The organism is Acidovorax sp. KPB24-07 (assembly GCF_057543315.1).
The window spans coordinates 1-13,291 of the sequence record NZ_BAAJYS010000092.1 but is presented as its reverse complement, the minus strand read 5'-3'; the positions used below and the strand labels follow the sequence as shown (position 1 = coordinate 13,291).

Below are 13,291 nucleotides of genomic sequence, written 5' to 3'. Positions count from 1 at the left end.
GCCGATCAGGAACGCCTCCTTACGCGCGCCATCGGCGGATTTCTCCACCATCCAGGGCAGTTGCCCGGCCAGCCGTTCGTCCTGCAGCAGCACGTTCAGCAGGTCGCGCGCCGGCTCGGCCCCCAGCGGAACGACCACGAAACGCTCGGTTTCGAATTTCGGGGCCTGGGCGGGCAGCAGCTCGACGCTGGCTTTCATCTCTTGGTACGACATCGTTTTAAACCTCCGTGGGCGCCGAGCCTAGGCGCGCGCCCGCGCGGGCCGGGCCAGACGTCCGAAGGAAGGTGGCCGCAGCCGAAGGCCATCGGCCCGGGGCGGCGCTCTCCTCGCCGCCTCGATACGCACCAACGGTGGCTAACCGGCGAGCGCCGGATAGTCCGTGTAGCCCTGGGCCCCGGGCGTATAGAACGTGGCCGGATCGGGCGCGTTCAGCGGCGCGCCCTGGCGCATCCGTTCGACCAGGTCCGGATTGGCGATGAATGCACGGCCGAAGGCGGTGAGGTCGGCCAGGCCGCCCTCCAGCGCGCGCTCCGCACCGGCCTTGTCCAGGCCGCCGGCCAGGATGAACGGGCCGTCGAACGCCGCCCTCAGATCGGCCTTGAGCTGGGCGGGAACTGGTGGCGTGCCCATGGCCGAGTGGTCCAGCACGTGGACGTACATGAGGCCGAGCGCGGAAAGCGCTTTCACCAGGGCGAGGTACTGCGCATCCACGCCGTCGAACGGGCCGGCGCTGTTGACCACCCCGTGCGGCGACAGGCGGATGCCCACGCGTTCAGCGCCGATCTCCTTCACCGCCGCACGCGCGATTTCGAGCACCAGGCGGTTGCGCCCTTCGGCGGTTGCGCCATAGCCGTCCGTGCGGCGATTGATGTTGGCATTCAGGAACTGCTCCAGAAGATACCCGTTGGCCGCGTGCAGTTCGATGCCGTCGAACCCGGCTTCGATGGCCAGGCGCGCCGCCGTGGTGTATTCGCCGATCACGGCCTGGATGTCGGCCTCGGTTATGGCGCGGGGCGGCGTGTGCGGCTGGTTGCCTTGCGAATCCGTGCGCATCTCGCCGGGACACACCTCGGCCGACGCGCTGACCACTTCGGCGCCGGCCGGCATGTTGGCCTGATGGGACACGCGGCCCGTGTGCATCAGTTGCACGACGATCTTGCCGCCTTGGGCATGCACCGCGCTGGTCACCTGCTTCCAGCCTTGAACCTGGGCATCATTGAACAGGCCGGGAATGCGGGCATAGCCCAGGCCGTTCGGCGAAGGCGACGTGCCCTCGGTGATGATGAGCCCGGCGCCCGCGCGCTGCGCGTAGTAGGTGGCCATCAGGCCATTGGGCGTGTTGTTCTCGACCGCGCGGTGGCGCGTGAGGGGCGACATCACCACGCGGTTGCGAAGGGGTGTGTTGCGCAGGGAAAAGGGTTCGAAAAGCATGGGGGGTCCTGGAAAAGAAGGGGCGCGAAGGGAGAGAAGAAGCACAAGAAGAAACCATCGGGCTGCGAAAGAAAGGCATCCGATGGGCTCGCGTCAAAGAACCTGGTAGCGAGGGGCGGGCGTGCCGACCTGCGTGGCGGCGAACAGCTGGGAGCGGGCGGCCTCGTACTGGTCCCACAGGCTCGCATCGGCCACGGATGGGAAGGTGACCGTCTCGCCTTGGTCCAGCCCTGCGAGCGCCGCATCGACCATGTGCTCGGCCGTCATCAACCCGTCCTTGTTGAGCGCCGCCAGCGGAACGCCCGACAGGTCCCACAGCTCGGTGGCCGTCGATGCCGGCAGGACCACCTGGACCTTCACCTGCGTGCCGGCCAGTTCCTGCTGCAGGCCCGTGCTGTAGTGCAGCACGAAGGCCTTGGTGCCGCTATAGACCGCGCTGATGGGCAGCGAATGGATGCCCAGAACGGAACCGATGTTGACGATCAGGCCCGCGTTTCTCGCGATGAAGCGGGGCACCACCGCCTGGGTCAGGCGCGTGAGCGCGGTGATGTTCAGGGCGATCTGGGACAGCGCATCGTCCGCCGACCGCTGGGACACCTTGCCCAGCCGCGCGATGCCGGCGTTGTTCACCAGGACATGCAGGTTGTCGTTGGTGGACAAAATCGCTTCGACACGCGCCAGGTCGTCGGCCTGGCCCAGGTCCGCCACGATCGGCTCGGCCTGGATGCCATGCGCCTTGGCAAGCCGGTCGCACAGGGCCTGCAGGCGGTCAGCGCGCCGGGCGACCAGAATAAGATCGTATCCACGGGCCGCCAGGCGATCGGCATACACGGCGCCGATGCCGGCCGAAGCCCCGGTGATCAGTGCGACTTTCCGGGATGGGGGATGGGTCATTGCTATCTCTCCGATAAAATTGAGGGCTCAACCAAATTGATTGAGGGCTCAAATGTAGAGCCGAACCTCGGCTTGATTTCAATGGTGCAGCACTCAACCTTTTAAAACGCATGGGAATTACCGACAACCCGATGGACACGCCCAACGCAGGGGTCCAGACCACGGCCGCAGAGCCTGTCCTGGCCGGCGTGCAGGTCTGCACGAACACGGCGGTGCGCCTGGCGGCCCGCAGGCTGGGGCAGCTGTACGACGACGCCCTCGCGCCGCTGAACCTCAAGGCGACGCAGCTGGCGCTGATGGGGGAAATCGCCAAATTCAAGAGCGCCGAAGCCGAAGGACCAGCGCTGCAGGACCTGGCGGGCCGGCTCGCCATCCAGCTGTCGGCCCTGACCCATGCGCTGCGGCCGCTGGTGCGCGACGGCATCGTCGAGCTGCGGCCCGACGCCCAGGACCGGCGGACCAAGCGGGGCGTGCTGACGCCGCTCGGCAAAAAACTGCTTTCGGAAGCGATCGTGCGATGGGCCGCGGCCAACGAGCGGGTCGAGGCCGTTCTCGGCCCCGCCTCGGCAGCGAGCTTGAGGGCGCTGGCCGATCAGGTGGCGTCGGATGCGTTCATGATGGCCTACCAGGCGGAAAACCCGGCACGGGTCCCGCCGGCCCCTTAAGGCGTGCCGCAGGCGGAACGGGCCGACCCACGCGCACCGGCCTGGGCGCTGTGCGCCAAGGCGGGGTCGCACCCGCCCTCCTCACTCCCCGTTGTCTTCGGCGGCCTTGACCAGGTGCTGGCGGCTCTTGTCCAGCAGCCGGCTGTCAATAGGGTGCGCAATCGCCTTGGGCATGACGGTGGTGTCCACGATCACCTGCTGCGAGCTGGACCTCTTCACAACACCACCACGCCGGGCAGCCTGGATGCTGGCGGCCAGCAGCGTCTCCACGCCTTCTTCTCCAACGCGCTTTCTCCAGCGCGTCAGGCTGGACGGGTCGATGGGCGCCTCGGTCTGCAGGTAGGTCTCGCCGCAGAAGAACTGCCAGTACGGGTTCTCCACCCAGGTGTTCACCACTGCCTGATCGGAGGCGTCGAAGGTGTGCTGCAGGTACAGCAGGCCGGCCACCAGGCGCGCCGGCAAGGCGGGCCGGCCTGCGGCCGGATGTGAACGAGACCGCGAAGGTGCGTTCGATCTCGGCCCAGTCGATCAACGCGGCCAGCTTGACCAGCGGGTGACGCATGTTGATCAACTCGTCCAGCCGGGAGATGAACAACTCGTCGCTCTGCGGCTGCGAAGGCTTCGGGCCAATGGAATCTCCGGAGGAATTTGCAAGAAAACAGGTACTGGCAAAACCATACCTTGCAAATGCTGCATCCATCAACCTGAAAAAATGCAAGCAAGATCAACGGCTTGCGCGTTGTTCAGCGCGGACTAAATACTTTCCGGGATCAGGGTGGCTTTGGCCGAATCGCATAGCGAATCCCGGCCGCCGCCCTCAACCGTCAGTGAACCGCTCCCCCAGGAACTCCACGAAGCTGCGCAGCTTGGGCGACCGGTACCGGTCCTGCAGGTACACCACGCTCATCGGCCGCACGGGCAGGTCATGCCCGGGAAACAGCCGCACCAGCCGCCCGGCCGCCACATCGGCCTCCAGCAGGATCGCAGGCTGCAGCACGATGCCCAGACCATGCAGCGCGGCCACGCGCAGCGCCTGGCCGTTATTGACCTGCACGCGGCCCGACACGGGAATGCAAAGCCCGTCGTCGTCGCCGCTGTGCAACCGCCAGTTGGCCAGGGCGGCAGGACTGAAGGACAGGCATTCGTGCCCGCTCAGGTCTTCGGGCCGGGCCGGCGTGCCCCGGCGCGCGAGGTACCCGGGCGAGGCGCAGATCATCAGCCGGTAAGGCGCCAGCGGCCTGGCGATCAGTGCCGAATCGGGCAGCTGGCCGATGCGGATCGCGGCTTCGAAGCCCTCTTCGATCAGATCGACCACGCGGTCGCTCAAGGACACATCGACGCTCACGTCCGGGTAGCGCGCCAGGTACACCGACAGCGCCGGCATCAGCGCCTCGGTGCCGAAGGTGACCGGCGCGCTGATGCGCAGCTTGCCGGCGGGGGCGAGCTGCAGGCTCTGCGCCTGCGCGTCGGTCTCGGCCACCAGCCGCAGGATCTCCTTGCAACGCGCGTAGTAGTCCTCGCCCAAGGCCGTCAGGTGCTGGCGCCGCGTGGTCCGGTGCAGCAGTTGCATGCCCAGCCGCTTTTCCAGCGTGCGCAGGTGGTTGCCGGCCATGGTGGCGGAGATTCCGCTGGCTTGTGCGGCAGCGCTCAGGCTGCCTTTTTCCACCGTGTGCACGTACACCTGCATGCTGTCGAGCAAGTCCATTGATAACTCCCGCTGCCGAATGAATCAAATGGCATGCAGTTTATCCAGCACAGCTATTTAATGACACTGCTTCTCTTTGTTCACCGCCCAGAGAAGCACCATGAAAGCCATCCAGCTCACCGCCCCCTCCCTTGACGCATTCCGCCCCACCGAACTGCCCGACCCACAACCCGGCAAGGGCGAGGTACTGGTGCGCCTGCGTGCCGCCACGCTGAACTTCGTGGACGTGGCCATCGCCACCGGCCAGTTCCCCGCGGCGGGCTTTCCGATGGTGCCCGTGGCCGACGGTGCGGGCGAGGTGGCTGCGCTGGGCGACGGTGTCGATGACCTGTCCCTGGGCCTGGCCGTGGGCGACCGGGTAGTTCCGCACTTCATGCCCCACTGGCAAGGCGGGGCGGTGTCGGCGCGCAACCTCGCGGCGATGCGCGGCATCACCCTGCCCGGCTCGCTGGCGGAGTACGCCGTGGTGCCCGCGACCAGCCTGATCGCGCTGCCTGCCCACCTCGACTTCGCCCAGGGCGCCGCGCTGCCCATCGCGGCCACCACGGCGTGGAACGCCGTGCGCTCGGCACCGCTGCGTCCCGGCTCGGTGGTGATGCTGCTGGGCACGGGCGGTGTCAGCCTGTTCGCCCTGCAGTTCGCCAAGGCCTGCGGCGCCACGGTGATCCTGGCCTCGTCGTCCGACGCGAAGCTGGAGCGCGCGCGCCTGCTGGGCGCCGATCACCTGATCAACTACCGCACCACGCCCGCCTGGGACGAGGCGGTGCGAACCCTCACGGAGGGGCGCGGCGCCGATCTGGTGGTGGAAACCGTCGGCGCGGCCACCTTCGCGCAGTCGCTCAATGCAGCGGCAGTGGGCGGCACGGTGTTCACCATTGGCTTCCTGGGCGGCACGGCTTCGTCCATCGACCTGCTACCGATCATCGTCAAGTCCCTGCGCGTGGTGGGCAACAGCACCGGCTCGGTGGACGACCTGGCGCAAGCGGCCCGGGCCATCGCGGCGCACCGCATCGTGCCGGTGATCGACCAGACCTTCGCGATGCAAGAGGTGCCCGCGGCGTATGCAGAACTGAGTGCCGGGGGGAGGCACTTCGGGAAGATCGCGATCGTGCATTGAGGGAAGCGGCTGTCAGCGTTTGGTCGAAGAGGACGTGCGGACCGAGCAGTCGATTACATGGATCGTTACTAAACGCTTGTATTCCTCCGATAGCCCCATTTCCAACATTGACTGAAGCGCCTCTGGGGTCTGTGGCCGTTTCCCAGTCGGTGGAGCTGGAATTTTATTTGGGAGACCGAACCAGAGCACGATGTAAATCCCGTATCCCTTCGCCCGCGGATCGGTCGTGTACCGCGAGATTAGTTGTCCTTTTACGGCAGTCCAGAGTCCTCTGTTCTGATCGCGCTTGATTTCAATGGGTATGCCGCCCTGCGTGCCGACGGTGCACCAAACGTCAGAACGCTTACCGTCAACATGATGCGTTTCAGGCAAGCATTCAATCTCGAAGCGATGCAACCGATCACGTAATTGCGTCGAGAAAGTATCGCGGCAGAGCTCTTCATGGCGAGGAGAACATGGCTCCTTCTGTGCGCCTGCATTCCAGTACTGCAGGTTCAGATTCAGGTCGCTGTAGCGCACTTGCTCCTTCATGCCTTCGATCAAGTCGTTCACCACTGCCGCTATCTCAGCAGGACTAGAAGCCCTGCGCTGCTGCAGGGCTGTACTTACTTGCCGCCAAGTGGGTTTTTCGTAAGTGGCATCACGCCGGACAATCTGCTGGGCCAGACGCGCTGCACGCAGTTCAGAAACCCATTCAACTATCGCTGGCAGCTGACTAAGGCGTTTAATTTCCCACTCGCTTTCGGCATCTGGCCTACCGGCCAACTCATTGAGGTAGCTTTTGACCAATTCAGAACGTCTCATATCGCGGGTAACCAAACCAGCCCCGGTAATGCGCGACGGCGAGCATCCAACTGCAAGATGCTCGACAAAGAATCCTAAAAGTTGCGCTGGCTTGTGCAGGAAATGAATGGCTTGACCGCAGTCATCAAGAAAATGGAAAAAATGCTCGGCACGCAGACGCTTCGCCAGATAGCACCGCGCGACTGGTATGTATCTTTCGGGATCGAGGAGCAGTCCCACCGTCAGCCAGCACGCCCGTTGTTGCACATCCACCTTTTTCGAAGTGTCGAGTCGAATCTGGACCAATGAAAGCAATTCGTCTCTTACCGAAAGAGTGAATGCTCCGCGAAGCATGTCCGTCAGCGTGTTACGAAGGTGAGGATTTGATCGCGAAGGAAACTGTGCAAGCAAGGGCAAGAGGCATAACTTTGTGACCTCAGAGTAGGACTCATCGCGAAAAAGATGGGTGTGAGCTGGACTACGGCTCTTCCATTGCATCGCGTTGGTGAAATAAATAAAAAAAGCCTCAGCCATGCAATGCGGGAGGCTTGCTACGACTGCGGACACCCAGGTGTCATGCCCCCTGATCCGATGTACCAAATGGACCACCAAGGCAGCTACGAGGCGATCGGCCGCCATAGTTTCGAAGAACTTACGGTCGTGCTCATAAGCGATTTCCAGACTGACCAACACTGGCGTATTCAACGTGAACGACTTTCCATTGTTGATTGCGTTTATGGTCTCTGCTGAGGAGGGCAAGTCCGCCCGGTGGAGGGTGCGGCGTAGAGCCAGGAGCGCGGCCTGAACCAGTTCCTCGTCTCCCGCGAAAAAACTGCTCAGCTTTTCCCGGGGCGTTTCGCCATCGGCGTCATAGTATTTATGTAGGTAAACCGCAGCCACCTGATCTAGAAGACCAAGGGGTACCAGTGGTTTTGAAAATTCGGCAATCTTGGCGCGATACGTGTTGCGCCGCTCGGCAGCCTTTTGCGCACGGTCTTGTTTGCGTCTGACCTCCTCTTGCATCCACCCCCAACGCTCCCATGTGCAAGTGAACCTTTCGGTTAGCAAGTCCTGCCATCCGCGTTCCATGCTGAGGTCTTCGCAAGTAATAAGCACTTCCTCAAGCCCAAGTGCATATTCGTCCGGAATGGCATAGATGGCTTGAAAGAAATAACGCTTTGCATCCGCCTCGCTATGGGTGTTCTGCGCTCTGGCAAGCCACCATGCGGCCGCGTCAGCTGGAGCCGCTGCCCGATGCAGCCGAGCTTCCGCGGACCGGACTGGATTGGTCGCCTTTGAAAATCGATTCAGAGCAAGATCCAACAGTGAGAAATAGCGATGCGGACGAGCCCGCAGCCACTGATGAAAAACCTCTCTGTCATCGTGATCCAGCAAGCTTTCCTCATATTCGCCGCAAGCGGTATCAAGCCAATTCAGCAATTGATCGTCATGCGGGATGTCCGCAATCTCCTTGAGCACCCGGGAGATCAGACTTCCAACGAACTCCCCGCGCGATCGTGAAGTCCCTGTACCTTCCAGTTCCAGTTCCGTTTCCGCTGCAAACGAGTCGAGCAACTTCATTGCCTCGTGGCAATCGATTTCGCCCACATCATGCTCCCAGAACATCTGATAGTTACCGATGAGGTTACGTTGTTTAGGCAGGTGAAAAAACTTCGGAAGCTCTACGGCGGAAAGCGCCGCTGGATACATTGCTTCTAGCAACGCGCCAAGTATTTCGTCATCACCGTCCTCCACAACGGCAGATTCGATATCGGCCAGCAAGCTGCGCAAGGACGGATCGTTCACGCCAACCCAGCTCATGTGTATTTTTAACGCCCGCATGCGTACGGATAGCCATCGGGATTCGTCACGGACGAGGGCCAGCAATAAAGTGGTTAAGCCTGCATCGGGTGATTGGTGAAGCATTCCCTCCAGCAGTAGCACCAACAGCAGTTGGTGAGCGTCCGAATAGTTCGGTTCAGCCATTCGTTGACTGACCAATGGACGCATCTCAGAGGTGACCAAAGCCGCAAATGGCAGGCCATTCCATTCATACCATCTGAACGACCGCGAATCTTGGACATGGCTACCAAGTTGCTCAATCAAAGCCGTCTTGTCTGAAATGGAAAAGTTCTTGGCGTCCCCGTAGAGAAGCACACAAAGCGAATCAAGCCGGATAAAGGTCAGCCTCGTTTCTGCGGCAAGTGATGCAAGCCAACCTGCCAAACCGCGCATGCTGCTGACAATGCCGCCGTCAGAACCGCAGATCAATGCCAGTACCCGCCGAAACGAGAGTTTCTCGTGCAGCCGGTCGGCCAAATACCTTGCAGCGAGGAACTCGGCCACGGTTCTGTGCACTGGGGTAAAGACATTGCTCCCGGTCGACCTGAACAGCCGGCTGGCCAAGGCCTCATTCAATGGCAGTCTTTCGTCAGAGTTTGGTACTTCGTTGAGTGAGATCACCCGGTCAGGCGTGCTTGATAAATGAGAGAAGCCGGTAAGGTCCGCAATCAACTGGAGGGCACAAAGATATGCGGCAGCACGTTTAAGGCTGTCGTGATCTGGGGCACTTTTGTATGTAGCGGCGAGATGCTCATCGTTGTGCTCTAGCACCAGACGATCGCACGCCATTTCAAACACCGCCTGCCGGGTGTCAGGCCATCGATTGCTTGGTCCTACTGCTGCGGCAAGCATGATCAGAGTTTGGGGATTAAGCAGCAGGTCGGTCAGCCCATGTTTCTCCGCGGATGCAATGAAGGCCTGTGCATCGGGAATACCGTGATTGGCGTGAAGAATGATTTCTACATCGGTGAGCGTCAACGGCTGAAGAGTCAGCACCTGAAGCTCATCCTCTGAGGAAAGCAAGGACTGAAGCTTCCTTGCGTCTGGATCACCCAACCAGTCAGCAGATCGGCACGACAGCCGAAAGCTATGGCACCCGAGCTGGCGCAACTTATTGCGAATGTTGTCCAGAGGCACTCTGCCTGCGGTGTTCCCCGCACGCGTTTCGTCCAATCCGTCGATAAAGATAGGCCGGGCCGAATTCTTCAGTTCGGAGAGATCATCAAACGTCAAGAGGTCACCAGCGCTGATGAAATGCCCGCCGACCAATTCGGCCTGCTGCCGGAAGGATGATGTTTTGCCCATGCCAGGGTCACCGAGTAACACGTAGGCAATCAAAGCTTGTGTGTCGTCCAGCGACATCGGCTCTGCTGTTCGGTCATCGTTCGTATCAGCTTGACGCACACAGGTGCGGGAAACCAGCAGCATTTGCACCTCGTTTTCTCTTGGCAGGCGTCACTTGATGAGTTCGATGGTAGTCGGAGGTCATGCACCCTCCTGGGTGCCGTGCACCAACGCGGGTACCACCCACTCTGTCTTCCAAAATCGCGAATATCAAATCACTACTAAAACAATAGCAATACCCCCTACTCCAATATGCGCTAGAGGCCAATTTCATTCAAGCCCTGCTGACCCCACCCCACCTGGCACGCGCATTGCAACAGCGTCCCCGTGACCAATGCCGGTCACATGGCTGACCCCTTCCAATGGCGGAAACGGGGCGGCCAGGACGAAGGCGTCCCCACAGATGGTGCAGGCTGACAAACAACAGCCCGCGCCCTGTGCGGACGCCTTTTTTGTTTTTTGGCACGAACACCCATTGGGGGTCACGATGAAAAAATCCAGGCTGGTGATGGTGGGCAATGGCATGGCCGGGGTGCGCACGCTCGAAGAGCTGCTCAAGATCGCTCCGGATCTCTACGACATCACGGTGTTCGGCGCCGAGCCGCACCCCAACTACAACCGCATCCTGCTGTCGCCCGTGCTGGCGGGCGAGCAGACCATTGACGAGATCATCCTCAACGACTGGTCCTGGTACGAAGAGCACGGCATCCACCTGCACACGGGCTTCACTGTGAACGAGGTGGACCGCGTGCGCCGCGTGGTGCACGCCACCAACGCGGCGGGCGAGGTCATCAGCGCCGAGTACGACCGGCTGATCCTCGCCACCGGCTCCAACCCGTTCATCCTGCCGATTCCGGGCAAGGACTTGCAGGGCGTTCTGGCCTACCGCGACATCGCCGACACGCAGGCCATGATCGACGCCGCCGCCACGTACCAGCATGCGGTCGTGATCGGCGGCGGGCTGCTGGGCCTGGAGGCCGCCAACGGCCTCATGAAGCGCGGCATGCAGGTGAGCGTGGTGCACGTGGGCGACTGGCTGATGGAGCGGCAACTGGACGATGTGGCCGGCAAGATGCTGCAAAAGTCCCTGGCCGAGCGCGGCATGCAGTTCCTGATGAAGGCGCAGACGCAGGAGCTGGTGGGCGGGGCGGACGGCCGCGTCACCGCCGTGCGGTTCAAGGACGGCACCGAGGTGCCCGCCAACCTGGTGGTGATGGCCGTGGGCATCCGTCCCAACACGCAGCTGGCCGAAAAGATGCGCCTGCACGTGAACCGCGGCATCGTGGTGAGCGACACGCTGCAGACCACTACCGACGCGCGCATCTACGCCGTGGGCGAGTGCGCCGCGCACCGGGGCATCGCCTACGGGCTGGTGGCGCCGCTGTTCGAGCAGGGCAAGGTGCTGGCCAACCACCTGGCGGAGTTCGGCATCGGGCGCTACCAGGGCTCGCTCACCTCCACCAAGCTCAAGGTGACGGGCATCGACCTGTTCAGCGCGGGCGACTTCCAGGGCGGCGAAGGCACCGAGGAGATCGTGATGAGCGACCCTTTCGGCGGCGTGTACAAAAAAACTCGTCATCAAGGACGACAAGCTCGTGGGCGCGTGCCTCTACGGCGACACGGTGGACGGCAGCTGGTACTTCAAGCTGCTGCGCGACGGCCGCACGGTGGGCGACATCCGCGACAAGCTGATGTTCGGCGAGAGCAACATCGGCGACGCGGGCCACCAGGGCCACAGCAAGGCCGCCGCCATGGCCGACACCGACGAGGTGTGCGGCTGCAACGGCGTGACCAAGGGCGCCATCTGCAAAGCCATCAAGGACAAGGGCCTGTTCACGCTGGACGACGTGAAAAAGCACACCAAGGCCAGCGCCAGCTGCGGCTCGTGCACGGGCCTGGTGGAGCAGATCATCATGTTCACGGCCGGCGGCGACTACTCCGCCACGCCCAAGACCAAGGCCGTGTGCGGCTGCACCGACCACGGCCACCAGGCGGTGCGCGACGCGATCCGCGCCAACAAGCTGCTGTCCATCGGCGACGTGTTCGCCTTCCTGGAATGGAAGACACCCAACGGCTGCGCCACCTGCCGCCCGGCCGTCAACTACTACCTGATCAGCACCTGGCCGAAGGAGGCCAAGGACGACCCGCAAAGCCGCGCCATCAACGAGCGCAGCCACGCCAACATCCAGAAGGACGGCACGTACAGCGTGATCCCGCGCATGTGGGGCGGCGAGACCACGGCCAGCGAGCTGCGCCGCATCGCCGACGTGGTGGACAAATACCAGATCCCCACCGTGAAGGTGACCGGCGGCCAGCGCATCGACCTGCTGGGCGTGAAGAAGGAAGACCTGCAGGCCGTGTGGAAGGACATCGGCATGCCCAGCGGCCACGCCTATGCCAAGGCCCTGCGCACGGTGAAGACCTGCGTGGGCAGCGAGTGGTGCCGCATGGGCACGCAGGACAGCACGCAGATGGGCAAGGACCTGGAGCGCGCGATGTGGCGCATGTACGCCCCGCACAAGGTCAAGTTCGCGGTGAGCGGCTGCCCGCGCAACTGCGCCGAGAGCGGCATCAAGGACGTGGGCATCATCGGCGTGGACAGCGGCTGGGAGATGTACATCGCCGGCAACGGCGGCATCAAGACCGAGGTGGCGCACTTCTTCACCAAGCTCAAGACCGCCGCCGAGGTGCTGGAGTACACCGGCGCCTTTTGCGAGCTGTACCGCCAGGAAGGCTGGTACCTGGAGCGCACGGTGCATTACGTGAACCGCGTGGGCCTCGATCACGTGAAAAAACGCATCCTCGAAGACCACGAAGGCCGCCGCGCGCTGTGGGAGCAGCTGCAGTTCGCGCTGGATGGCGAGCCCGACCCGTGGTTCGACTTCCAGGAAGCCCGCGTGGACACGCGGCAGTTCGCCGCCATCGCGCCGTGAGCCCCGGCCCAGCCATTGCCACCACCCCTTTCATTCATTCATCCCCCCGATTCGCAAGGAGCCGCCATGAGCGACTGGAAATACATCTGCCGTGTGGACGACATTCCCGTGCTGGGCTCGCGCCGCGTGGCGCGGCCGCAGGGCCTGGACGTGGCGGTGTTCCGCAACGGTGCGGACGAGGTGTTCGCGCTGCTGGACCGGTGTCCGCACAAGGGGGGGCCTCTGTCGCAGGGGATCGTGTTCGGGACGAGCGTGGCGTGTCCGCTGCACAACTGGACGATCGGGTTGTGCGATGGGCAGGCTTCGGCGCCGGACGAGGGGTGTACGCCGAAGTTTGCGGTGAAGGTGGAGGGGGGGGAGGTGTTTTTGGATGCGGGGGAGTTGGCGGGGCATGCGGTGGAATTGGTTAGGCCTGTAGCGGGGCCTATCAGGCGTTTAGTTGCTGGTTCGGGGGCTTGAGGTTGTGGGTGTGGCTTGTTTTGGCGCTGGTGGTGGCTTTTCTTTCCGGGGCCGGGGTGTGCGCCCGGCGGCGCACTCACTTTCTTTTGCTTCGCCAAAAGAAAGTAAGCAAAGAAAA

Annotated in this window: 7 protein-coding genes and 3 pseudogenes; 4 read left to right on the top strand and 6 right to left on the bottom strand. The window is 62.7% G+C overall.

Going from position 1 to position 13,291, the window contains the following annotated elements; translation table 11 throughout:
* From AC27IQ_RS11980 to AC27IQ_RS11970, 3 genes and pseudogenes are all read right to left on the bottom strand, one after another.
* Positions 1-213: pseudogene (locus AC27IQ_RS11980) on the bottom strand (GNAT family N-acetyltransferase); the annotation flags it as partial.
* 141 nt (positions 214-354) lie between these two features.
* On the bottom strand, positions 355-1,431 hold the full coding sequence (locus AC27IQ_RS11975; protein ID WP_487089603.1) for an alkene reductase: 1,077 nt from the start codon (positions 1,429-1,431) through the stop codon (positions 355-357).
* Between the two features lie 93 nt (positions 1,432-1,524).
* A complete protein-coding gene (locus tag AC27IQ_RS11970; protein WP_487089602.1) occupies positions 1,525-2,325 on the bottom strand; it encodes an SDR family NAD(P)-dependent oxidoreductase in 801 nt (266 codons plus the stop codon).
* Positions 2,326-2,456: 131 nt separating this feature from the next.
* Here AC27IQ_RS11970 and AC27IQ_RS11965 point away from each other — a divergent pair, with 131 nt between their 5' ends.
* Positions 2,457-2,990: a MarR family winged helix-turn-helix transcriptional regulator gene (locus AC27IQ_RS11965; protein WP_487089601.1), complete on the top strand. Its 534-nt coding sequence runs from the start codon at positions 2,457-2,459 to the stop codon at positions 2,988-2,990.
* A gap of 90 nt (positions 2,991-3,080) precedes the next feature.
* Here AC27IQ_RS11965 and AC27IQ_RS11960 read toward each other — a convergent pair.
* A pseudogene (locus AC27IQ_RS11960) lies at positions 3,081-3,621 on the bottom strand (transposase); the annotation flags it as partial.
* A gap of 186 nt (positions 3,622-3,807) precedes the next feature.
* Entirely contained in the window at positions 3,808-4,695 is an 888-nt protein-coding gene (locus tag AC27IQ_RS11955) for a LysR family transcriptional regulator (protein ID WP_487089600.1), read from the bottom strand.
* A gap of 100 nt (positions 4,696-4,795) precedes the next feature.
* Between AC27IQ_RS11955 and AC27IQ_RS11950 the strand changes: the two genes are divergently transcribed.
* Positions 4,796-5,812: a zinc-dependent alcohol dehydrogenase family protein gene (locus AC27IQ_RS11950; protein WP_487089599.1), complete on the top strand. Its 1,017-nt coding sequence runs from the start codon at positions 4,796-4,798 to the stop codon at positions 5,810-5,812.
* A 12-nt stretch (positions 5,813-5,824) separates the two neighbouring features.
* On the opposite strand, the gene AC27IQ_RS11945 is transcribed toward AC27IQ_RS11950, so the two are convergent.
* On the bottom strand, positions 5,825-9,865 hold the full coding sequence (locus AC27IQ_RS11945; protein WP_487089598.1) for an NACHT domain-containing protein: 4,041 nt from the start codon (positions 9,863-9,865) through the stop codon (positions 5,825-5,827).
* Positions 9,866-10,268: 403 nt separating this feature from the next.
* On the opposite strand from AC27IQ_RS11945, the pseudogene nirB reads away from it, so the two are divergent.
* Both nirB and nirD read left to right on the top strand, forming a co-directional pair.
* Positions 10,269-12,714 (top strand): annotated as a pseudogene (gene nirB / locus AC27IQ_RS11940) (nitrite reductase large subunit NirB).
* A gap of 66 nt (positions 12,715-12,780) precedes the next feature.
* Positions 12,781-13,173: a nitrite reductase small subunit NirD gene (gene nirD / locus AC27IQ_RS11935; protein WP_487089597.1), complete on the top strand. Its 393-nt coding sequence runs from the start codon at positions 12,781-12,783 to the stop codon at positions 13,171-13,173.
* Positions 13,174-13,291 lie beyond the last annotated feature (118 nt).

Coding starts and splice junctions, on each gene's coding strand:
- AC27IQ_RS11975 (WP_487089603.1), bottom strand. CDS start 1,431: ATGCTTTTCGAACCCTTTTCCCTGCGCAACACACCCCTTCGCAACCGC.
- AC27IQ_RS11970 (WP_487089602.1), bottom strand. CDS start 2,325: ATGACCCATCCCCCATCCCGGAAAGTCGCACTGATCACCGGGGCTTCG.
- AC27IQ_RS11965 (WP_487089601.1), top strand. CDS start 2,457: ATGGACACGCCCAACGCAGGGGTCCAGACCACGGCCGCAGAGCCTGTC.
- AC27IQ_RS11955 (WP_487089600.1), bottom strand. CDS start 4,695: ATGGACTTGCTCGACAGCATGCAGGTGTACGTGCACACGGTGGAAAAA.
- AC27IQ_RS11950 (WP_487089599.1), top strand. CDS start 4,796: ATGAAAGCCATCCAGCTCACCGCCCCCTCCCTTGACGCATTCCGCCCC.
- AC27IQ_RS11945 (WP_487089598.1), bottom strand. CDS start 9,865: ATGCTGCTGGTTTCCCGCACCTGTGTGCGTCAAGCTGATACGAACGAT.
- nirD (WP_487089597.1), top strand. CDS start 12,781: ATGAGCGACTGGAAATACATCTGCCGTGTGGACGACATTCCCGTGCTG.